This is a genomic window from Streptomyces sp. NPDC002776 (genome assembly GCF_053592195.1).
Genome location: NZ_JBSFVG010000011.1, coordinates 124,880 through 143,456 on the forward strand (window position 1 = coordinate 124,880; position 18,577 = coordinate 143,456).

Here is an 18,577-nt window from a genome sequence, read left to right on the forward strand (position 1 = left end):
GCGCAACCCCACACCGCAGGCAACTTGTGTCGACTTGCTGTCCACTGCTTGCGTTTCTGTGTTTCTCTGCGTTAACTTGTGCCGCATGCCCAGTCAGATAGCAAGTCGAGTGAAGCAGCAGCGGCTGCGGCGTGGCATGACTCAGCAGGAACTGGCCGATTTGTGTGCGGAAGCTGGCGCACCCGTGGATGAATCGCACCTGAGTCGGATCGAACGCGGCATCTACACCCCGCGACCGAGGCTCCGGAGCGTGCTCGCCACCCTGCTCGACCTGGACATCGAGGTCTTCGAACAGCGTTCGGGGCCGGACGAGATGGCCGGGAGCGCGAGGTGACGCGCGAGGAGCGGCGCCAGTTCATCCGCCGCCAGGTCGACGACTGGCCGCCGTTCACTCCGCAGCAACGGGCCCGCCTGGCCGTCCTGCTGCGGCCCGACCCCAGGCCGGCCGCTGATTCCGCGGCCGGACCGCGGAAGGCCGAACCCAAGGCTGCCTGACCCGCACAAGTACGGGGCCGTGCCCGGCTCCACCCGCGCACGACCCCTCCGGCACACCTCAACCACACAGGAATCGAGGTCACCGTGACCGCATCATCCCAGAGCCCTCCCGGGGCCCAGCCCCAAAACTTCCCGCATGACCCAGCCCCGTTGCAGGCTGCCGTCGCCTCATACTCCGCGGCGCTCCCCGTGCCCTCCGGATCGCCGATGCCAGCCCGCCCTGCGGTGGCCGCCCAGGCCGAGCCGGACGCCGGCGTGGTCGACCCGCGGCTCGCTGAGGACATCGCGGCCGAGCTCGCCCAGGCCCAGCAGGACCGCGAGACGCTGGCCTGGTTCCGCGAGCGGTGGCGCCAGGTCGGCCACCTCTGCGCCGGCCGCCCCTTGGAGCACATGCTGCAGGTGGGCGAGGTCCTGACCGCGATCGACGGCAAGACGCCCACGACTGCGCCCCTGACGGTGGAGTGGGACGGCACCGTCAGCTTTCCCGACGGCGCCATGCGCGAGGCCCGCGCCGTGGTGGAGTGCACCACCGCGCGCGGCGGCCGCGCCGACCTGATCCTGACCGGTCCCAAGCGCCAGGCCCTCGTCTCACTCCTCGACGCCGAGCTGCGCAACGTCCACGCCCCCTGCCCGACCAGGGGGTGCGGCACGGCGGATGAGTACGACGCATCCGACCCGGCCCTGTCCGGGTGGGCGCGCGTTGAGGTCGCCGGCGTCGAGGACAGCGGTGCGCGCTGGTACTGCTCGCCGATGTGCGTGTCCGACGCGCTGGCCCGGGCCGGTGAGGAACTCGCCGAGGCCGACGCCCAGGCCGAGCTGGACGGTGGCCTGTGAGCGAGAACGTCAACCCCCTGGCCGCGATCGAGGCGATGGAGGCGGCCGCGTTCCGTACCGGATCGATGGCCCGCCGCCTCCTTGCCGATCACCCGGACATCCCCATTGAGAAGATCCGCCCGGGGCCCGTGAGCGGCGGCACCGCCGAACTGCACATCACCACCGGCGACAGCGACGGCGCCCGACTCATGGCCGAGCGCCTCGGGCTGAGCGTCGAGGTGACCATCAGCAGCCACACCTTCAGCACCGGCTACGAGAGCGTCTACGGGGCCTGCGAGGCCGCGGGCCCGGTCGACGACGTCAGCATCCACCTCCTCGGTGTCCGGAACATGGACGACGCCGAGCGCGAGGCATGGATCGCCGAGCGGGACCAGGCGGCGGCTGCCCGCGCCGAGCTTGCGCCGGGTGGTGAGGGCCGGTGACCGCCCAGGCGGAGAACCTGCGCGCGGTCGAGGATGCCGGGAAGGACATCCGCGACGGCATGCAGCCGTCGGCGGACGGCGTTCACCCGGCCCTGCCGCACCTGCCGTACGGGGACGCCGTGCATGGCGAGCTGGCCGCCTCGGGGCTGGAGCCCGACACAGTCGAGGCAGGGGTGCGCCGCGAGCCGGGATGCGGGCGGGAGCTGTTCCTGACCGTGTCCTGGTCGCCCGGGCACGCCGACCTGGACCGGGAGGTATGGCCCCACGGGCTGACGCTGGCCTGGTCGCACCTGACCGGCTGGTCCACCCACGACGGCGACACCGTCCGCGCCCTCGACGGCGACCTGGACGACCTCGCGCCCCCGGCGCTGATCGCGGACGCCGTGCTGCACCTGGCCATCCACGGCCTGGACAGCGCTTGGGCGCCAGCGGTCGGCGGACGCTGGGAGCACGCCGACGTCCTCGACACCGCCCTCGACGCCTTCACCGAGCAGGAGGGGATCCGGTGATCGTGCTCACGGACAAGACGCTGGCGCAGCTGCGCAACGCGGGCCTGGTGCGGCCCCGTTCCGCCCAGCCGGGGCAGGAGTGGAAGCCGCGCACGGACGCCGAGGTGCATCTGCTGCGCGAGGCCTACCGGCTGGACCGAGCACGGCAGATCCTGCTGGAGGAGGTCGGACGGCTGCGCCAGCAGGCGGCCCTGCCCAGGCGCACGGATGTGGTGGCGGCCGCGGCCCGGGCCGCTGAGCGGCTGAAGGAGTGCCCGCTGTCCCCGGCGCAGCTGAACGTCGTTGCGGCGGCTGCCGCGGGTGAGTCGGTGCACAACATGGCGCGGCGGCTGGGCCTGTCGTTCGAAACGGTGTCCTCGCACTACCGGCGCGCGCTCAAGCGCCTGGACGCCCAGGACATGGACCACGCCGTCCGGCTCTGCCAGGCATCGGGCTGGATCCCCGCCGTACAGCCCGAGCAGGGGAGCACACCGTGATCTGGCTTATCGGGGGCGGCCTCGTCGTCGGCGCGGTGCTGCTGCTGGCGGCCGCCGCCGACGCGTGGTGCGCCCCTCCCACACAGCAGCGGATCGGGCAGCCCGTACGGCCTACCCCGCCCCCGCTGCCCCAGACGCCGGCGGGGTGGCACACCGACCACTCCCACATCGCCATCCCCGGCCCTATCCCCGGCAGCGGCCGGCACCGCCGACTGGGAGGGACCCGGTGACCCGCGCCGACTCCATCGCCTCCGTCCTGCACCGGCCCGCCCTGCACCGGCCCCTGCTCGGGCACGAGTTGCGCGGCCGCCTGGTGCAGGGCCTGGGCGCAGGGTCCACCGTCGCGGAGTGGACGGCCACCGTGCCGCAGCTGGCCGAGGCCATCGACACCGCCCTCACCGTCCACGACGCCCGGGCGGCCGCGGCCGCCGCCGACCCTGCGGCAGCCGGACACGCCCTGGGCATCCAGCACCGCGGCCCGGACATGGTCGGCGTCTGCCAGTGCGGCCGCGTCCTTGGCCGCATCACCCCCGGAACCCGCCTCGACGCGCTCGCCGTGCCGTGGGAGCGCCATACCGGCGCCGCCCTGTCGGCCACCGCCTGACCCTCCCTCAATCCCCGGGCGGGGGACGTGACCTGAACCGTCCCCCGCCCGGACACCAACAGCCCGCCTGGAGTACCCGGATGTACAACACTGCCCCGAAGCACGCCCCGTGGTTCGAGCACCTCACCGACAGCGTCCGCGGCTTGGGTGAGGCCGCCCGCGAGTGGCAGCTCGTCGCCCAGGCCGCGGTCGTCGACCATGCGCGCGCCGACCACCCGGGCATCGGCTACCACGAGGGCCGCGTGACGGGCCTGCCCCCGGCCGACGCCGTCGGCTGGCAGGCCAGGACGACCAGCCACCGGCCGCATCTGGCCGCCCAGCGCCAGGTGGAGAAGGTTTACCGGGACACCATGTACGCGGCCCGTGCCGGGTATGAGGACGCCGCGCGCCTGTACGCGTCCGGCGCGGCCTGGGCCGTGCGCCAGGTCCAGGAAGGCATGCAGCCCTCGTATGTTGAGCTCCCCCAGCGGCAGGGCACCGAGACCATGCTCGTCCTGGCCCCGTGCAGCGACCGGGTCGGCACCGAGGCCTTGACCGCGGCCCGCTACGTCGATGCCGCCAAGGTGATCGCTGCGTACGAGGCGCTGGACCGCTGCCTGTATGCCGGTCAGCTTGCAGAGGCCATCGGTTCGCAGGAGTACGTGGCCGACCACGAGGCGAGCCAGATGCACGACGCGTGGACCGTGGCCGAGGGCACCGCCGATGCCGCGTACGCCTACGGCCTGGTCCTCGAGCGGGCCCTGCAGTTCGTCCTCCTCGGGCCGAAGGAGGAGCACCGCAAGCAGCTCGCCGCCGCCCGCGCTGAGCGGGAGACGACCGGTGCCGAGGACGTGACCGAGTGAGCGCCGTGGATCCGCACGAGCAGGCGCACCGGCTGAAGTCGGAGTTCGGCTACGGCGCGCGCCGGATCGCCACCGAGCTCGGCATCAGCCGGCACGCGGCCACCCAGTTGCTCGCGCGGCCGCTGCCTCAGCCGGTGGCCGACACCGTCCGGCCGGTGGCTGAGCCGGTCGGCCGGGTGGCTGAGGAGGTGGCCGACCGGCCGTCCGCCGCGGCTGAGCAGGTGGCCGAGGAGGAGCCGTGCAGGCCTGCGCTGCGGCTGGATCTGGTGCGGCGGCCGCGGCTGCTGGCCAACCTGACCGTGCTGGTGGACCTGGGGCTGCAGGCGCCGGACGCCGTCGACATGGCGGTGGCCGCGTTCGCCGAGGCCTACCGTCACGCGCTCGCCCTGGGCGAGGTCCACCCGGGCCAGGCGGTCGAGGTGGCTGTGCACGTCCGTCCCGCGGCGGCTGACCGGCGGGCCGCCTGATGACCGGGCCGTCCGCCCCGCGGCCCCCTGCCGGGGCGGGCGGCCCACCCCTCGTACAACGACCCCGTTGGAGGTGGCCGGTGCTCATCCGCCTCAACTCCGCCCCGGCTGCGGCCGTGGGGCGGTAGCGGTGGCCGCCGAGAGGTGGGCACCGGCCACGCTGCCCGGGCTGTGGGTGGTCGCCGACTACCGGCCACCCAAGGGCTGGGTGCACACCCCCTACGCCCGCCTGACCTGCCGCTACGGCTGCGTCCTCGAATGCCGCGGCGAGCCCGTCGACGTGGCCCGCTTCGTCGCCGCCGTCCACTTCGTTCACGCCCGGCGCTGCCCGGGCCCGGCACCGGAGGAATCCCGTGACTGACATACGCCCGATACCGACCCCTGCAGACCTGGCACGCCGGCGCCCCGCCCCCGCCCCCGCGCTGGCCCCGGTCCTTGCGGTGACGCCGTTCGACCGCAACGCCTGGGAGGAGGCCGTACTGGCCGGCGGCCTGGACGCGGCCGCCAGGGCCCTGGCCTTCACCCTCGCAGAGCACGCGGACACCTCCGGGCACATCATCAAGGGCTCCCGCGTGCCCGCGGACGGACTGCGCGCTGAGGCGGGACTGAGCCAGGAACAGGCCGTGAGGGCGTTCGAGGCGCTCCACCAGGCCCGGCTGATTGCCCGCCCGTCACGGCACGCGTGGGGCCGCGGCCGCGGCCGCCGCCCGATCACCCTCATCATCCCGGCGGCCGCCGCCGCGCGCACCGAGCCTCCCCATACCGGCGAGGCCTCGTGAGCGGCCGTCAGGAGCAGTTACCGCTGCTGCCCGAGGACCCACCGCGCTGGGGCGGTCCGGCCGCCGTGCCTGCGGACCCGATCAGCACCTCGGGCCGCACCGAGTACACGGTGCGCTGCACCGGCCCCGGCGGCTGCGACCAGCTCCACCGCCACACCGGCCCCGGCATCCGCCGCGGCCCGTGCGGCGCCACCTACACCGTGCCCGCCCACAGCTCACCCGATGACGACCCCGGATAGGACCCGATGGCCCAGGCCCGCGCGCAGTCTGCCGAGCCCCGCCGCAGCCGCGGCGGGGCCGGCGGCGTGGGCCGGGCCACAGCCACGCCGGGGCAGGTGTGGCAGCGGCGCCCGATCAGCGGACGCTCACTGCGACTGCTCCTGGAGGGCGACACCGAGGGCCGCTACACCGGGCGCGACGAGGCGGACTCCGGTTACCGCCTGACGATGGCGCTGGCCGTGGCATGCTCACAGCCCGGCCGCGCATGGGCGCCGGCCGACTTCCACCAGGCCCTGATCTACACCCCCACACCGGGCGGCGTGTGGGCGCGCCGGCTGCGCGAGCGCAAGGGCGCCGAGTACGCCGAGAACAAGCTCACCGCGATGCTCGCCAAGGCGGCCCGCTTCGTCGGCGAGACCCCGGCGGTCACCGGCCGCCAGGACGCCGTCGAGCAGCTCGGCCACATCCGCCGGGCAGTGGAAGCGCTGGCCTGGCCCGCCCGCGGCGGCAAGGCCGTCGACCAGAAGAACCTCGCGGCGCGCCTGCGCCTCGCCGAGTCCGCCGGCGGAGTCGACCACTTCAGCGCGGTGCGCCCGCTCGCCGAGCAGATGGGCTGCGCCCGCTCCACCGCCGAGGCCAGCAACGCCCGCCTCGTCCGCGAGGGCTGGCTGGTCCTGCTGGAGCCCGGGACCGGCCGCGAGCGGCCCTCACGGTGGCGGCTGGCCATCCCCCCGCACGTGCGGACACTCCTCGCACGTGCACGGCCGGGACAGGCACTGCCCCCCCAAGGCCCGCAGCTGGCGACTGTCCCGGACGTGCACACCACCCCCGCCACCAGCGACACCGTGGCGGTCGACACCGTGGCGCTGGCCTCGGTGATGGCCCACGACGCATGCCACCACTGGGCCCACGGCACCAGCGGCGCCCGCATCCTGGCCTGCCTCGACGCCACCGAAGGCCTCAGCCGCACCCAGATCCAGCAGGCCACCTCCCTGCACCGCACGACCGTCGCCCGGCGCATGGAACGGCTCACCGCTGACGGCCTGGTCCACGAACGCGAAGGCCTGTACTACCTGGCCCCCGAGATGTCCGGCCACGGCCGCCTGACGCCCGACGAAAGCCTCCTGGCCCAGGCCGCTGACCAGCGCGGTACCGAAGGCCTCGGCGCCCGCCGGGCGCGCCGTCACGCGGACGAGCGCGCCGCGTTCGAACGCCACCTCGAAGAACGCGCCCAGCAGCGCGCCCTGGCCCGGCCCCGGCTCCGGCTGGTGCCCGAGGGCGTCGTCGACCCGGTCACCGGCGAGCTCCTCGATGAGCGCTGGCACGGCTGGGACCTCTCCGACCCCCACCGCCCCACCTGGCACGGCAGTGACCTCCAGGTGTGGCGCGGCCCGCCACCCGCCGCGTGCGCCTGACCCCGCTGACCCGCCCACTCGAAACGGACACCCGATGTATCCGATCCCCGACCGCCGGACCACCACCGGCTACGGCACCTGCGACGACTGCGGCCGCAGCGTCCTGTACGCCCTGACCACCAAGCACCGCAAGATCATCCCGATCGACCCGCCCGAGGACCCCAAGGGCAACCAGGCCGTCAGCGTCCGGGAGAGCGTCTACTGGACACGCCAGCTCAGCAGCGACCGCCCCCGCCCCGAGGAACGCGAGGTCCTGCGCCGCCCGCACATCGCCACCTGCCCCGTCGCCCTCGCCCGGGCGCGAGCACGGCGCACCACCCCCCGCGCCCGCACCGGCGTACGACCCGTCAGGTGGCAGCGATGAGCCAAGCCATCCGCCTGCTGTACACCGCCACCTCCTCCGGCCTCGGCACCTGCGCTGTCATCTCCCACCTCAACCGCGGCCCCGCACACGCCCTGTACACCGCGGCCTGCGCCCTGGCGGCCGTCCTCCTGATCGTCGCTGTCCATCGCGAGACCTCATGTGCCGACGATCACCAGCCCACCGGCGCGCCCGAGCCCACCGACGAGCACGACGAGCCCGCAGGCGACCCCGCAGCCACCCAAGTCCAGGCGTGGCTCCACGCCCTGAACGACCTCGACGCCGCCTGCTGCGAACGCTGGTGGACATCCCTCGCCACCGACCACGACCCCACATGCCCCCACCAGCAGCCATGGAGTACCCGATGACCCACACCGACGACCCCGACGCGCGCGCCGGCGCATTCGGCGCAGCACACCGCATCCCCCGCCACGCCTACCGCAACCCCGCCCCCGCCACCCTCGACGCCTGGATCATCACCTCCCCCTACTGGCACCCCATCTGGCACCAGTACCAGCTCGCCGTGATCTCCCTCGCCGACATCGCCGGCGCACCCCCAGCTCGGCTACAGCGACCCGGCGTCACCCACGAAATCCTCGTCGTCGCCCTCAACCCCGAACACGGCCCCTACACCGCCGACGACCTCCCCGCCGACGGCCTGCCCTTCCTCACGCCCATCAACATCGCCGAGCAGGTCACCAGCACCGACCACGAGGCCCGCAGGCTCGGCGCCCTGTGCGTGCAGGCCGTCGTCGACGGACTCCTGTGCCCCGAAACCGCCGACGCCCCCGACCGCATCCGCGCCACCTGGAGCACCGCCATCCACCAAACCCTCGACCACAGCCGCGACCCCCACCACGGCCGCCACAACTAGCACGGCCGGAAAGGGCGACCATGAGCACCTGCACCACCTGCCCCCGCAGCGCCGCCGACCATCACCACCTGTGCCAGCTTCACGCCGGCGAACTGCGCGCTTGGCTGGCCGAGCTGCCCGGGCTGGCCGAGCTCCTGGCGGAGTTCCTCGCCTCGGCCGGCGCACCCGTCCAGGGCCGCCTCGGCAGCACCGGCCGCGCCCACGCCCCCGCACCCGTCGACCTACGCGTCCTGGCCCTCCTCGGCCCGGGTCACGCCGACACCGTCGGCCCCGACGACGACGGCACCGTGCCGATCCTCGTGCTCTTGTACAGCTGGGCCGGATACATCGCGTACAGCTACCCCGCCGTCCACCGCGACCTGTACGGCACCCAGCACACCGCACCCTGCGAGCAGGCCAGACCCCGCCGCGGTGACAGCATCACCGGCTGGTGCGTGTGGCTCACTGCCTACCTCCCGTACGTGCTCGCCCACCCCTGGGCGGGCGAACTCCACCGCCAGCTCGGCGACCTGATCGCCCGCCTCCGTGACCTCACCCACTCCACCCCCCACGAGCACCCGATCACCGTGGCGGCCTGCCCCACCTGCAACCACTTCGCCCTCGCCCGCATCGACGGCCACGACGGCGTCACCTGCCAGGCCTGCGGTCACCACCTCGACCCCGAGGCGTACCGCGAGCACGCCGCACGCATCCTGGACGCACACCAGACCGCCACCGCCGCCTGACCAGAACACGTTGAAAGGACCCGCCCATGTCCACCGAACGCATCCCCGTCCGCGTCCTGCTCCTCATCGGCGACGAGGCCGAGATCGTCGCCGACGTCCCGGCCGACGAGCGCGACGAGCCCCAGCGCTACCCCGCGGCCGCCATCAGCGAGGCCGTCGGCATCCCCCTCGACAAGCTCGCCGGAGCTCGGCTGACGGCCGAAGTCGGCGAGGACGACCGCCTGTCCGGCTGGCGCCTGGCGTAGGACGAACATGCCCCCGGATCCCTGCGAGATCCGGGGGCATTTCCCCGCCCACGGGTGTTGCAAAGCACTACCCGTGGGCTGTAAAGTACTACTCAAGAGGGAGGGGCCGCGAACCCCGAACTCGGATCCATCTCAACTCAACAGTGGAAGGACAGTCACATGGCTGACCGTAATGACGAGAACATGGAAGCGCTCGCGTTCTCCATCTCGTTCATCTACACGATGCTCGTCGACATCTGCCGGGCACTCCCCGTGCCGATCGGTCTCCCGACCGACCAGCACATCCCGGCATCGGACGCAGTCCCCGCCATCAAGCGGGTGACCGAAGTCGCCGGAGACCAGCCGATGGGTGAGACCCAGGCTCTGCAGCTCTACACCGGCTGCATCCACCTCCTGGCCGCCATCGACCTCTACGGCCTCTGCGCCATGAGGTACGAGGAGACCAGGGCCGAGGGCTCGGGGCTCAACCTCTTCCTCGCAGAGCAGGAGCTGAAGGCTCTGGCTCTGTGGCTGGTGATCAACGAGGCTGACTGATCCACTACCGCCCCCGGCACCCGGCCGGGGGCGGTATCCACTGAAGACCAGAGACCGGCAAGGGCCAGGCCGAAGCCTGCGGCGCACGCGCCGTCGCGAAACCCCTGCCGGTCAGATCCATCCATCTCACAGGAAGGACAGGGCCCCATGGTAGACCGCGAGCAACCCGCGGCCCCTCGCTCGCCCGAAACCGTTGAGGAGGCCGCCGAACGCCTCGGACGGCCACTCACCACCGTCAAGAACACCTGGCGCCGCCACCCTGCATGGCCCAAGCCGCTGCCGGAAAAGCGCGGCCGCCGAGTCCAGTACGACCCCGCCGCCGTCGACCAGTTCGTCCGCACCCACATCGACCGCGACACGACCACCCTGGACCCCCAGCACCTCTACACCGCCCGCGAGCTCGAGGCCGCCGGGATCGGCATCACCGCCGGCACCATCCGCGCCGACCGCGCCCGAGGCCGCTGGCCCGCCCCCGACGACACCACAGACGGCACCAACCGCTGGCGCGGCGCCACCGCGACCAAGGCCCTCGAGGGCCGCCGCGGATACCACCGAGACCGCTCTCAGTGATGTGGCAGCCGTTTCGTGCTGGACAAGATCGGCACGTAGCGTGAACATGGTGCCAGTAGCACACGTGTGCCCATCGACCCCCGACAGCCCCCGCTACGACCGGGGGCTGTCGCATGTCCGCAGGGAGGTACACGTGGCCAACCTCTACACCGGCGCCCAGGCCGCCGAACTCGCCACCCAGTGGCGCCGCACAGTCAGCGCCACCGCGGCCGCCGTCACCCGCTCCGCCATCTGCAACTGGGTCAACCGCGGCCACCTCCAAGTCGCAGGCCTCGACGAACACGGCCACCCCCTCTACGCCCTCGCCGACCTCGCCCGCGCCGAACACGCCACCCGCGCCCGCGCACTGCGCCTCGTAGGCATCAGCGCCCCCTAGACCCCCGCTGCCCGGCGAGGCGGCCGGAGCCCCCGCGAGGCGCCCCAACGCCCGCGGTGAGGGCCCGGGACCGGGCAGCGGGACGACGTCACAGAACAGCCACACCGGCCTCACGCAGCGCACACAACACGCGATGATGCACCCCCGACGCACACCATCCTTGGGGGGATCATGCGCATCCGTACGGCACTCGCCGGCGCCCTGCTCGTCCTCGCGGCCGCCACGGCAGGCTGCAGCAGCGACAAATCCGAAGAAGAGATCGCAGTCGACTGCCAACAGGCACTCGCCGACGGCGCCACGGCCACCAAGACCGAACGGCCCGAGGCCTGCGAGGGACTGACGCAGGACGACTACGACGCCCTGCTGATGTCACAGGCACTGCAGGACAGCGGAGTTGTGGACGATGACGGCAACGTCGACGTGGACGAGCTGCTCGACAGCGACCAGTAGCAGGGAGGGCGCCCGTGGCCGGCAACCCCCGCAACGGGCGCCCCTACCGCAGACTCACCGCCCAGCAGCGCGCCCTCGGCCTGCCCTGCTGGCGCTGCGGCCACCCCATCGACTACAGCCTCACCGGCTACGCCGCTCAGCGCTCCCGCTGGGCCTTCACCCTCGACCACGCCATACCCCTGTCCAAGGGCGGCAGCCTCCTCGACCCCACCAACGCGCGCAGCGCACACCGCAGCTGCAACAGCGCCCGCGGCAACCGCACCACCCAGCCGCAGACCCGAGCATCGAGGAGATGGTGACCATGAGCGACCAAGAGCAGGACTACGGAGCGCGACGCGCCTACCAGCACCAGCAGGCCCAGGTGCAGGCATACGACTGGGCCACCCGCGCCACCGCTGAGTACAACCGGGCCGTCCAGCACGAGGACGACGCCCGCGAGCGCCAGCAGTACGACTCCGGCTGGCAGCGCGACCGTGCGGCCGAATCCCGCGCCCTGGCCCAGTTCCACGGCGTACGGTCCACCGAAGCCCTCAAACTTGCCGAGATGTGGGCACGCGTCGCCCCCGCCCTCGGCGACGGTGAGCCGCCGGTCACCAACGTCCTTGAGGTCCGCGGCTCGCACGACGGCCATGGCAGCCTGACCGACAGACTCGCCAACCCGAGCATTGTCGGGCGCTTCCACTCCGGGTGACACAGCGTGCTGTATGTCATCACCGGTCCGCCCGCCGGTGGCAAGTCCACGTGGATCCAGGCGCACGCCACAGCGCGTGACATCGTCATCGACCTGGACCGTATCGCCGTGGCACTCACCGGCCCGGGCGCACCGCAGTGGAACCACGACCCGCTCGTGCAGCGCGTCGCCCAGCGCGCACGGTTCGCCGCCATCGAGGAGGCCGTGAAGCACCTCGACGACGTCGACGTCTACCTCATCCACACCATGCCCAGCCCCAAGGCCCGGGCCAGGTACCGGCGCCTCGGTGCGCGCATCGTGGTGGTGGATCCCGGCGAGGAAGTCGTGCGTGAGCGGGTGAAGGCGATGCGCTCCGACGGCATGGACCGCGTGGTCACCCGGTGGTACCGGGACTACCGCAAGGGTGGGTCACGCCCCGTCACTGCCCAGTCGTCCCGTGATTGGTGACGCAGCGCGCCCGGACGCCGTGGGCGGTCGGTGCCTGCAGCCGATCAGTGATTCGTGTCCGATTCGCCCTATCTGCTGGGGTGGTTGAGGTGGAGGGGAGGGGGGCCGTGCTCCGACGTGGAATGAAGAGGCGGGCGACCCAAAAGCCCTTGTCGCCCGCCTCTCTCCCCGCGGCGGTGCATCCTGATCCGCCGACGCACGCTCCAGCGAATTAGTGACACTCTGTTACCTATTGAGTCGTAACGCTCAGTCACTCCCTGTCTGTCACATTCAGTGACGTTCTGGCTTGTTACGGGGGGTGATGTCCGAATGGATGACGCCCCGAAGCGGCGCCTGCGCCGCGGCGCCGTCGCGAAGGCGACCACGGCCGAACTCGCCGAGCTCGGCGTCGATCCCGCGGCGAACGCTCAGGCCGCGGCCGCGCTGCGCCTGGCCGCCGAGCTCGACTCCGCCCCCGACCCGAAGGCGGCCGCCACCGCCGCCCGCGAACTGCGCCAGGCCATGGCTGTGGTGCGCGCGGCCGCCCCGCCGCGGGAACGCGGCGACAAGGTCGACGAGATCGCTGCCCGGCGGGAACAGCGGCTCTCTCCTCGGGCCGGTAAGGGCGCCGGGTGATCGGCTGCCAGACCCCGCGGATCCTGTCCGCGCCGTGGCGGCGGCGCGTCGACACCAGGCGGTGGGACGGGGTCGAGGACCAGGAGGCCCTGGACTTCCGGTCACCGGCGGGAACCGAGTGCATCGAGCTCGCCGAGGACGCAGGCCTCTTCCTGGACCCGTGGCAGCAACTCGCCCTGCACCACTCCCTCGTCGAGGACGACGAGGGCCGGTGGTCCTCCCTCGACGTCGTCCTCAACGTCGCCCGCCAGAACGGCAAGGGCGGATTCCTCGAGGCCCGCCAGCTCGGCGAGGTCATCCTGTTCGGCGGCAAGCTGGTCATCCACACCGCCCACCAGTTCAACACCGCGCAGGAATCGTTCCTGCGCCTGGACCAGGTCATCGAGGGCTCGTACGCCCTGTCCCGCCGCGTCAAGCGCGTACGCCGCTCGCACGGCGAGGAGGGGTTCGAGTTCTTCAACGGGGCCCGGATCAGGTTCCTGGCCCGCGGCGGGGACTCCGGCCGCGGGTTCTCCGGCGACCTGGTCCTGATGGACGAGGCGATGAAACTGCGGGCAGCGCCCATCGGCGCCCTCATGCCGGTTCTCTCCGCCCGCCCCAACCCGCAGCTGGTGTTCACCGGCAGCGCGGGCCTGGGCGACGAGAGCGAGCAGCTGGCGCTGCTGCGGGCCCGCGCCCTGGCCGAGGGCGCACCGGACCCCTCGCTGTGCTACCTCGAATACTCGATCGCGCCGCACACCAAGGACTGCCCGCGCGATGCCCAAGACCGGATCGTCTGCGACCAGCACGACAACCGCGACGAGGAGCGGTCGTTCGCCCGGGCCAACCCCGCGCTCGGCATCCGGATCCGCACCGCGTACGTGCTGCGGGAGATGCGCGGCATGCGCCCGGACCTGTTCGACCGTGAACGTCTTGGCGTCGGTGACTACCCCGAGGTCACGGACGAGACCTGGCAGGTCATCGCCAAGGACAAGTGGGAGGCCCTGGAGGCCCCCTCGTCCAAGCCCGCGGACCCGGTGGGGTTCGCCATCGACACCAACCCCGAGCGGACCTGGTCGTCGATCTCCGTGGCCGGTGCGTCCGGTGACGGCGTGCACGTCGAGGTCGTCGACCACCGGCCGGGGACGGACTGGGTGATCGAGCGGGCCAAGGAGCTCGACCTGAAGTGGTCCCCGTGCGCGTGGGTGATCGACGAGGGCGGCCCGGCCGGCTCGCTCGTGCCGGGCCTGCGCAAGGCGCTGGAGTACGAGGACGACGAGGACCGTGAGGACCGCTCTGAGCTGGTCTTCTGCCCGAAGGTGCGCGAACTGACGCAGGCCTGCGGGCAGTTCTACGACCGCGTCGAGGAAGGCACGCTCGCCCACCTCGGCCAGGCGAACATGACGGTCGCGCTCGCCGGCGCACGCAAGCGGGAGGTGGGCGACGCATGGCTGTGGACCCGCAGGTCGGACGGCGTCGACGTCAGTCCGCTCGTGGCCGGGACGTACGCGGTGTGGGGGTGGGAGATGCACCACGACGACGAGCCGGAGGAGGCGGAGGCATGGGGCTTCTACGCGTGAGCCGGTGGCCGCGGCTGGCACGGGTGAGGCTCGGCTACTGGTCGGGCTGTGCAGGTCTCTCCGCGGGCGCAGCCGTGCAGTTCGGGGTTGGGGTGGGGCTCATGGCCGGCGGGGCGGTGACGGCCGCCAGTTTCCTGTTCGTGGTCGACGTCGAGGGCGACGAGGACGAGGGGGACGACGGTGAACGGTGACCTGACCTTGCAGCAGGTGCCCGGCGGGATCAGGGTGCTGCACGCGCCCCGGCTCGCGTGTATTTCGCTGGAGGCCCTCGCGGACGCGTGCGGCCATGCCCTGCGGGTGACCGGGGACCGGATCACGATCGCGGACCAGGTCGTCTACCAGGTGACCGCGTGGCAGGCCTCGCCGCCCGGTCTGACGGTCGCGCTGATCGAGGACCTGCGGCCCGAGGGGGAGCGTTGACGAGCCTGTGGCAGCACGCGCGGCGTACGGCTGCACGGGACGACGAGTCGTGGATGGTGGACGGGAACGTCTACTACGGCACCGGGCGCCCCGTGGACGGCAAGGAGCGGCCGCTCCCGCTGGAGTTCGAGGCCAAGGTCCGGCACGCCTACAAGTCCAACGGCCCGGTGTTCGCACTGATGATGGTGCGGCAACTGCTCTTTTCCGAGGCACGGTTCCAGTTCCGGCAGATCCGCAATGGCCGCCCGGGTGAGCTGTTCGGCACCGGCGACCTGGCGCTGCTGGAACGGCCGTGGCCCGGCGGCACCACCGGGAATCTCCTGTCGCGGATGATCCAGAACGGGGACCTTGAGGGCAACGGGTACGTCACGAACTACAACCCCGGCAGGCTGAAGATTCTTCGGCCGGACTGGGTCACGATCATCACCGGCTCGGACGAAGAACCGGGCCTGCCCAGCGAGGCGATCGACTCGCAGCTGGTCGGCTACATGTACGACCCGCCCACCGGCAGCGAGCCGTGGTTCCTGCTGCCCGAGCAGGTCGCGCACTTCGCCCCGATCCCCGACCCGGAGTTCCAGTTCCGGGGCATGTCCTGGGTGACCCCGGTGATCCGGGAAATCGTCGGGGACACCGCGGCGACCCGGCACAAGCTGAAGTTCTTCGAGAACGGGGCAACGCCGCAGGTCATCGTGTCGTTCGATTCGTCCGTTTCGATGGACAAGGTGAAGCGGTTCCAGGCGCTGATGGACTCGCAGCACCGCGGCGTGGATACCGCCTACCGGACGCTGTACCTGGGCGGCGGGGCGGACGCCACGGTCATCGGCAAGGACCTGCAGCAGATCGACTTCAAGGCCACGCAGGGCGCCGGCGAAACGCGGCTGGCGGCCGCGGCCGGTGTGCCCCCGGTCGTCGTCGGGTTCTCCGAGGGACTGGCGGGCTCGTCGCTGAACGCGGGCAACTACGCCTCCTCCAGGCGCCGTCTGGCGGACGGCACGATGCGGCCGCTGTGGCGCGAGGCCGCCGGATCGCTCGCGCAGATCATCAACGTCCCCGCCGGCGCCGAACTCTGGTACGACGACCGCGACATCGCGTGGCTGCGAGAGGACCGGCGGGACGCGGCCGAGATTCAGGGACTGCAGTCCCGCACCATCCGCCAGCTCGTCGATGCCGGATACGAGCCCGACAGTGTGCGTGTCGCCGTGGAGGCCGAGGACTGGTCTCTGCTGCGGCACACCGGCCTGTACTCCGTGCAGCTGCAGAAACCCGGCAGCGCCCAGGGCGCCCCGACGACGACCCCGGAGGAGGGACCATGAACGACACATTCCTGCGGTACTTCCCGCTGGAAGACATCCGCGTCCGCGCCGGCGGGGACGGCCGCACCGTCGAGGCCTACGCCGCGGTGTTCGACACCCCCGTCGAGATTCACGACCAGGACGGCGACTACGTCGAGCAGATCGACCGCCGCGCCTTCGACCGCACCCTGCAGCAGCTCGCCCCCGCCGGATCCCGCAGCACCTGGCGCGTCGGGGTGTTCTACAACCACGGCCGCACCCTGTGGGGCACCCCGTCCGAGCGGGGCAGCATGCCGATCGGGACCCCGGTAGAACTCAAGGCGGACTCCCGAGGCCTGCTCACGATCACCCGGTACAACCGCACCGAGCTGGCCGACGAGGTCCTGGAGAACATCCGCGAGGGCGCCATCACCGGGCAGTCCTTCACCGGCCGGTTCACCCGCTCGGATCCAGGCCGTTCACCACGCGGCGGCTACCGCGCCGACCGCGACGGCCGCCTCAAGGCCGTGCGCCGTCAGGAGATCGCGCTCAAGGAGTACGGGCCCACCCCGTTCCCCGCCTACCCCGACGCCGCGGTGATCGGCGTACGGGCCGAGCAGGTCATGCCCCTGCTCTCGGAGCTGACCGCCGACGAGCGGTGCAAGCTCGCCGACATGCTTCGGACCGGCACTCCGCTGGACTCGCCCGACCCGGGCACTCCGACGGACCCGCCGGCCGCCGGTGATCCCGACCCCGGGGCCACCGCCGAGGACCCGCCCGCCGCAGGGCACTCCGCTCGGCAGAAGATCGCGTGGGCCAAGGTCCGCGCTGAGATCAAGGCCAGGAGGGCCCTGTGACCACCACGAAGAGGAAGAAGAAGAGCGACAAGCTCAAGGAGCAGGTGGAGTCGATCCGCTCCGAACTCCTGCAGCTCGAAGAGCTGGAGGAGCCGACCGACGAACAGGCCACCCGCGCCGGCGAACTCCTCGGCGAGTTCGACACCGCGCAGGAGGCCTACAACGAGCAGCTCGCGCACGAGCAGCGCGTCGACGCCGTCCGGGCGGCCGCGCTCACCCCGGGCAGCCAGGAGCGCACCCCCGGCGACGGACCGGAGTTCATGCGCTCGCGCGGCAACCCGTACGAGGAGCTCGACCGCGTCCGCGGCGCGAACCTCGCCGACCGGGCGACCCGCAGCGATCTGCGCGGTCGCGCCCTGTACGCGGTGGAGCTCGCGGCCGAGCAGCTGACAGAGGACCAGCAGGAGCGCATCGAGCACCTGGTCCGCACCGAGCGGCGCGGCCGGATCGCGCAGCACGTGCTCCTGACCGGCTCGGACGACTACATGCGGGCGTTCGAGTCGCTGCTGGAGAACGCCGGCAACCCCGCGCTCCTCGAGGAAGAGGAGTACGCCGCCTACCGGCTGGCCGAGGCGCACCGGCGGGCGATGTCTCTGACGGACGCAGCGGGCGGGTTCCTGGTGCCGTTCACCCTCGACCCGACGATCATCCTCACGAACGCCGGCAGCGCGAACCCCTTCCGGCAGGTGTCCACGGTCAAGACCATCACCACGGACACGTGGAACGGCGTCTCTTCGGCCGGTGTGACCGCCGGGTGGCTGGCTGAGGCGAACCAGGTGGGGGACAACTCGCCCGGCTTCGCGCAGCCGTCCATCAAGCCGGAGAAGGCCGCGGCCTGGGTGCAGGGGTCCTTCGAGGTCCTGGCGGACTCCGGGTTCGGAGCCGAGGTCGGCCCGCTCCTGGCGGACGCCAAGGACCGCCTGGAGGCCACGGCGTTCGCCACCGGCACCGGTGCCGGGCAGGCCAAGGGCGTCGTCACGGCAGTCTCCGCGGTCGGCGGGTCGGTCGTGGCCACGGCCACGGCCGACACCTACGCCGTGGCGGACGTGTACGCCGTCGAACAGGCGCTGCCGCCTCGGCACCGGATCACCGGCCGCCCGTCCTGGATGGCGTCCAAGACGATCATCAACAAGACGCGGCAGTTCGACACCGCCGGCGGATCCAGCTTCTGGGCGAACCTCGGCATGGGCCAGCCCGAGCAGCTGCTCGGCGCCCCCATCTACGAGGCGTCCGCGATGGACGGCGTGATCGACGCGGGCCAGAACAACCACATCCTGCTGCTCGGCGACTTCCGCAACTTCTACATCGTCGACCGGGTCGGGATGACCATGGTCTACGAGCCGCTCGTCAAGGGCGCGAACGGCCGCCCGACCGGCGAGGCCGGCTGGTTCGCCTACTGGCGCACGGGTTCCGACGTCGTCAACCCCGACGCCTTCCGGCTGCTCAACGCCTGATCCCACCCCGTCCCGGCGCGGGCAGCCGTACACGCAGCTGCCCGCGCCCTGCTGTGCGAGGAGCAC

33 protein-coding genes are annotated in these 18,577 nt (G+C 72.2%); all 33 read left to right on the forward strand.

Annotated elements, in window-relative coordinates:
- Positions 1-85 precede the first annotated feature (85 nt).
- The 33 genes from ACWD11_RS22605 (at position 86) to ACWD11_RS22765 (ending at position 18,511) form a co-directional block, all read left to right on the forward strand.
- Positions 86-334, forward strand: a complete 249-nt coding sequence (locus ACWD11_RS22605; protein ID WP_451285023.1) for a helix-turn-helix transcriptional regulator — start codon at positions 86-88, stop codon at positions 332-334.
- Positions 331-495 carry a hypothetical protein gene (locus ACWD11_RS22610; protein ID WP_451285025.1) on the forward strand — a complete coding sequence of 55 codons (165 nt, stop codon included), beginning with the start codon at positions 331-333 and terminating at the stop codon, positions 493-495. The genes ACWD11_RS22605 and ACWD11_RS22610 overlap by 4 nt, the downstream gene beginning before the upstream one ends.
- A 207-nt stretch (positions 496-702) precedes the next feature.
- A complete protein-coding gene (locus ACWD11_RS22615) occupies positions 703-1,329 on the forward strand; it encodes a hypothetical protein (protein WP_451285027.1) in 627 nt (208 codons plus the stop codon).
- On the forward strand, positions 1,326-1,751 hold the full coding sequence (locus tag ACWD11_RS22620) for a hypothetical protein (protein ID WP_451285029.1): 426 nt from the start codon (positions 1,326-1,328) through the stop codon (positions 1,749-1,751). Before ACWD11_RS22615 ends, ACWD11_RS22620 begins: the two co-directional genes overlap by 4 nt.
- A complete protein-coding gene (locus tag ACWD11_RS22625) occupies positions 1,748-2,260 on the forward strand; it encodes a hypothetical protein (RefSeq protein ID WP_451285031.1) in 513 nt (170 codons plus the stop codon). Before ACWD11_RS22620 ends, ACWD11_RS22625 begins: the two co-directional genes overlap by 4 nt.
- Complete coding sequence (locus ACWD11_RS22630; protein ID WP_451285033.1) at positions 2,257-2,736, forward strand: LuxR C-terminal-related transcriptional regulator; 480 nt, start codon at positions 2,257-2,259, stop codon at positions 2,734-2,736. Before ACWD11_RS22625 ends, ACWD11_RS22630 begins: the two co-directional genes overlap by 4 nt.
- Positions 2,733-2,966 (forward strand): hypothetical protein, encoded by a 234-nt coding sequence (locus ACWD11_RS22635; protein WP_451285034.1) that lies wholly within the window; start codon positions 2,733-2,735, stop codon positions 2,964-2,966. The genes ACWD11_RS22630 and ACWD11_RS22635 overlap by 4 nt, the downstream gene beginning before the upstream one ends.
- A complete protein-coding gene (locus tag ACWD11_RS22640) occupies positions 2,963-3,340 on the forward strand; it encodes a hypothetical protein (RefSeq protein WP_451285036.1) in 378 nt (125 codons plus the stop codon). The genes ACWD11_RS22635 and ACWD11_RS22640 overlap by 4 nt, the downstream gene beginning before the upstream one ends.
- 80 nt (positions 3,341-3,420) lie before the next feature.
- Complete coding sequence (locus tag ACWD11_RS22645; protein WP_451285038.1) at positions 3,421-4,182, forward strand: hypothetical protein; 762 nt, start codon at positions 3,421-3,423, stop codon at positions 4,180-4,182.
- Entirely contained in the window at positions 4,179-4,649 is a 471-nt protein-coding gene (locus tag ACWD11_RS22650) for a hypothetical protein (RefSeq protein WP_451285040.1), read from the forward strand. The genes ACWD11_RS22645 and ACWD11_RS22650 overlap by 4 nt, the downstream gene beginning before the upstream one ends.
- A 130-nt stretch (positions 4,650-4,779) precedes the next feature.
- The gene (locus ACWD11_RS22655; RefSeq protein ID WP_451285042.1) at positions 4,780-5,010 is read left to right on the forward strand and encodes a hypothetical protein; all 231 of its coding nucleotides are present in this window, start codon (positions 4,780-4,782) and stop codon (positions 5,008-5,010) included.
- Positions 5,003-5,428 carry a hypothetical protein gene (locus ACWD11_RS22660; RefSeq protein WP_451285044.1) on the forward strand — a complete coding sequence of 142 codons (426 nt, stop codon included), beginning with the start codon at positions 5,003-5,005 and terminating at the stop codon, positions 5,426-5,428. Before ACWD11_RS22655 ends, ACWD11_RS22660 begins: the two co-directional genes overlap by 8 nt.
- Entirely contained in the window at positions 5,425-5,667 is a 243-nt protein-coding gene (locus tag ACWD11_RS22665; protein WP_451285046.1) for a hypothetical protein, read from the forward strand. The genes ACWD11_RS22660 and ACWD11_RS22665 overlap by 4 nt, the downstream gene beginning before the upstream one ends.
- Before the next feature lie 6 nt (positions 5,668-5,673).
- On the forward strand, positions 5,674-7,062 hold the full coding sequence (locus ACWD11_RS22670) for a winged helix-turn-helix transcriptional regulator (protein ID WP_451285048.1): 1,389 nt from the start codon (positions 5,674-5,676) through the stop codon (positions 7,060-7,062).
- A gap of 34 nt (positions 7,063-7,096) precedes the next feature.
- A complete protein-coding gene (locus ACWD11_RS22675) occupies positions 7,097-7,426 on the forward strand; it encodes a hypothetical protein (protein ID WP_451285050.1) in 330 nt (109 codons plus the stop codon).
- A complete protein-coding gene (locus ACWD11_RS22680) occupies positions 7,423-7,791 on the forward strand; it encodes a hypothetical protein (protein WP_451285052.1) in 369 nt (122 codons plus the stop codon). Before ACWD11_RS22675 ends, ACWD11_RS22680 begins: the two co-directional genes overlap by 4 nt.
- Positions 7,788-8,297, forward strand: a complete 510-nt coding sequence (locus ACWD11_RS22685; RefSeq protein WP_451285054.1) for a hypothetical protein — start codon at positions 7,788-7,790, stop codon at positions 8,295-8,297. The genes ACWD11_RS22680 and ACWD11_RS22685 overlap by 4 nt, the downstream gene beginning before the upstream one ends.
- A gap of 20 nt (positions 8,298-8,317) precedes the next feature.
- On the forward strand, positions 8,318-9,022 hold the full coding sequence (locus ACWD11_RS22690) for a hypothetical protein (RefSeq protein WP_451285056.1): 705 nt from the start codon (positions 8,318-8,320) through the stop codon (positions 9,020-9,022).
- Positions 9,023-9,048: 26 nt separating this feature from the next.
- On the forward strand, positions 9,049-9,267 hold the full coding sequence (locus tag ACWD11_RS22695) for a hypothetical protein (RefSeq protein WP_451285058.1): 219 nt from the start codon (positions 9,049-9,051) through the stop codon (positions 9,265-9,267).
- 159 nt (positions 9,268-9,426) lie between these two features.
- Positions 9,427-9,801 (forward strand): hypothetical protein, encoded by a 375-nt coding sequence (locus ACWD11_RS22700; protein WP_451285060.1) that lies wholly within the window; start codon positions 9,427-9,429, stop codon positions 9,799-9,801.
- Positions 9,802-9,948: 147 nt separating this feature from the next.
- Positions 9,949-10,371, forward strand: a complete 423-nt coding sequence (locus ACWD11_RS22705; RefSeq protein WP_451285062.1) for a hypothetical protein — start codon at positions 9,949-9,951, stop codon at positions 10,369-10,371.
- Between the two features lie 133 nt (positions 10,372-10,504).
- Positions 10,505-10,747, forward strand: coding sequence for a MerR family transcriptional regulator (locus tag ACWD11_RS22710; protein ID WP_451285064.1), 243 nt, complete (start codon positions 10,505-10,507; stop codon positions 10,745-10,747).
- Positions 10,748-10,918: 171 nt separating this feature from the next.
- Positions 10,919-11,197 carry a hypothetical protein gene (locus tag ACWD11_RS22715; RefSeq protein WP_451285066.1) on the forward strand — a complete coding sequence of 93 codons (279 nt, stop codon included), beginning with the start codon at positions 10,919-10,921 and terminating at the stop codon, positions 11,195-11,197.
- A 14-nt stretch (positions 11,198-11,211) separates the two neighbouring features.
- Positions 11,212-11,496 carry an HNH endonuclease signature motif containing protein gene (locus ACWD11_RS22720; protein WP_451285068.1) on the forward strand — a complete coding sequence of 95 codons (285 nt, stop codon included), beginning with the start codon at positions 11,212-11,214 and terminating at the stop codon, positions 11,494-11,496.
- 2 nt (positions 11,497-11,498) lie between these two features.
- The gene (locus ACWD11_RS22725; RefSeq protein ID WP_451285069.1) at positions 11,499-11,888 is read left to right on the forward strand and encodes a hypothetical protein; all 390 of its coding nucleotides are present in this window, start codon (positions 11,499-11,501) and stop codon (positions 11,886-11,888) included.
- A gap of 6 nt (positions 11,889-11,894) precedes the next feature.
- On the forward strand, positions 11,895-12,335 hold the full coding sequence (locus tag ACWD11_RS22730; protein WP_451285071.1) for an AAA family ATPase: 441 nt from the start codon (positions 11,895-11,897) through the stop codon (positions 12,333-12,335).
- Between the two features lie 309 nt (positions 12,336-12,644).
- Positions 12,645-12,950, forward strand: coding sequence for a hypothetical protein (locus tag ACWD11_RS22735; protein ID WP_451285073.1), 306 nt, complete (start codon positions 12,645-12,647; stop codon positions 12,948-12,950).
- Complete coding sequence (locus tag ACWD11_RS22740; protein WP_451285075.1) at positions 12,947-14,509, forward strand: terminase; 1,563 nt, start codon at positions 12,947-12,949, stop codon at positions 14,507-14,509. The genes ACWD11_RS22735 and ACWD11_RS22740 overlap by 4 nt, the downstream gene beginning before the upstream one ends.
- Positions 14,491-14,700, forward strand: a complete 210-nt coding sequence (locus tag ACWD11_RS22745; protein WP_451285077.1) for a hypothetical protein — start codon at positions 14,491-14,493, stop codon at positions 14,698-14,700. The genes ACWD11_RS22740 and ACWD11_RS22745 overlap by 19 nt, the downstream gene beginning before the upstream one ends.
- Positions 14,690-14,929 (forward strand): hypothetical protein, encoded by a 240-nt coding sequence (locus tag ACWD11_RS22750; protein WP_451285079.1) that lies wholly within the window; start codon positions 14,690-14,692, stop codon positions 14,927-14,929. Before ACWD11_RS22745 ends, ACWD11_RS22750 begins: the two co-directional genes overlap by 11 nt.
- On the forward strand, positions 14,926-16,242 hold the full coding sequence (locus ACWD11_RS22755; protein ID WP_451285081.1) for a phage portal protein: 1,317 nt from the start codon (positions 14,926-14,928) through the stop codon (positions 16,240-16,242). The genes ACWD11_RS22750 and ACWD11_RS22755 overlap by 4 nt, the downstream gene beginning before the upstream one ends.
- Positions 16,239-17,057 carry an HK97 family phage prohead protease gene (locus ACWD11_RS22760; protein ID WP_451285083.1) on the forward strand — a complete coding sequence of 273 codons (819 nt, stop codon included), beginning with the start codon at positions 16,239-16,241 and terminating at the stop codon, positions 17,055-17,057. Before ACWD11_RS22755 ends, ACWD11_RS22760 begins: the two co-directional genes overlap by 4 nt.
- The gene (locus ACWD11_RS22765) at positions 17,054-18,511 is read left to right on the forward strand and encodes a phage major capsid protein (protein ID WP_451285085.1); all 1,458 of its coding nucleotides are present in this window, start codon (positions 17,054-17,056) and stop codon (positions 18,509-18,511) included. Before ACWD11_RS22760 ends, ACWD11_RS22765 begins: the two co-directional genes overlap by 4 nt.
- Positions 18,512-18,577: the final 66 nt, after the last annotated feature.

Excerpts from the sequence above, each read along its gene's own strand:
- ACWD11_RS22605 (WP_451285023.1), top strand. The coding sequence starts at position 86 with ATGCCCAGTCAGATAGCAAGTCGAGTGAAGCAGCAGCGGCTGCGGCGT.
- ACWD11_RS22615 (WP_451285027.1), top strand. The coding sequence starts at position 703 with ATGCCAGCCCGCCCTGCGGTGGCCGCCCAGGCCGAGCCGGACGCCGGC.
- ACWD11_RS22645 (WP_451285038.1), top strand. The coding sequence starts at position 3,421 with ATGTACAACACTGCCCCGAAGCACGCCCCGTGGTTCGAGCACCTCACC.
- ACWD11_RS22670 (WP_451285048.1), top strand. The coding sequence starts at position 5,674 with ATGGCCCAGGCCCGCGCGCAGTCTGCCGAGCCCCGCCGCAGCCGCGGC.
- ACWD11_RS22675 (WP_451285050.1), top strand. The coding sequence starts at position 7,097 with ATGTATCCGATCCCCGACCGCCGGACCACCACCGGCTACGGCACCTGC.
- ACWD11_RS22680 (WP_451285052.1), top strand. The coding sequence starts at position 7,423 with ATGAGCCAAGCCATCCGCCTGCTGTACACCGCCACCTCCTCCGGCCTC.
- ACWD11_RS22685 (WP_451285054.1), top strand. The coding sequence starts at position 7,788 with ATGACCCACACCGACGACCCCGACGCGCGCGCCGGCGCATTCGGCGCA.
- ACWD11_RS22690 (WP_451285056.1), top strand. The coding sequence starts at position 8,318 with ATGAGCACCTGCACCACCTGCCCCCGCAGCGCCGCCGACCATCACCAC.
- ACWD11_RS22695 (WP_451285058.1), top strand. The coding sequence starts at position 9,049 with ATGTCCACCGAACGCATCCCCGTCCGCGTCCTGCTCCTCATCGGCGAC.
- ACWD11_RS22700 (WP_451285060.1), top strand. The coding sequence starts at position 9,427 with ATGGCTGACCGTAATGACGAGAACATGGAAGCGCTCGCGTTCTCCATC.
- ACWD11_RS22705 (WP_451285062.1), top strand. The coding sequence starts at position 9,949 with ATGGTAGACCGCGAGCAACCCGCGGCCCCTCGCTCGCCCGAAACCGTT.
- ACWD11_RS22715 (WP_451285066.1), top strand. The coding sequence starts at position 10,919 with ATGCGCATCCGTACGGCACTCGCCGGCGCCCTGCTCGTCCTCGCGGCC.
- ACWD11_RS22725 (WP_451285069.1), top strand. The coding sequence starts at position 11,499 with ATGAGCGACCAAGAGCAGGACTACGGAGCGCGACGCGCCTACCAGCAC.
- ACWD11_RS22735 (WP_451285073.1), top strand. The coding sequence starts at position 12,645 with ATGGATGACGCCCCGAAGCGGCGCCTGCGCCGCGGCGCCGTCGCGAAG.
- ACWD11_RS22745 (WP_451285077.1), top strand. The coding sequence starts at position 14,491 with ATGGGGCTTCTACGCGTGAGCCGGTGGCCGCGGCTGGCACGGGTGAGG.
- ACWD11_RS22760 (WP_451285083.1), top strand. The coding sequence starts at position 16,239 with ATGAACGACACATTCCTGCGGTACTTCCCGCTGGAAGACATCCGCGTC.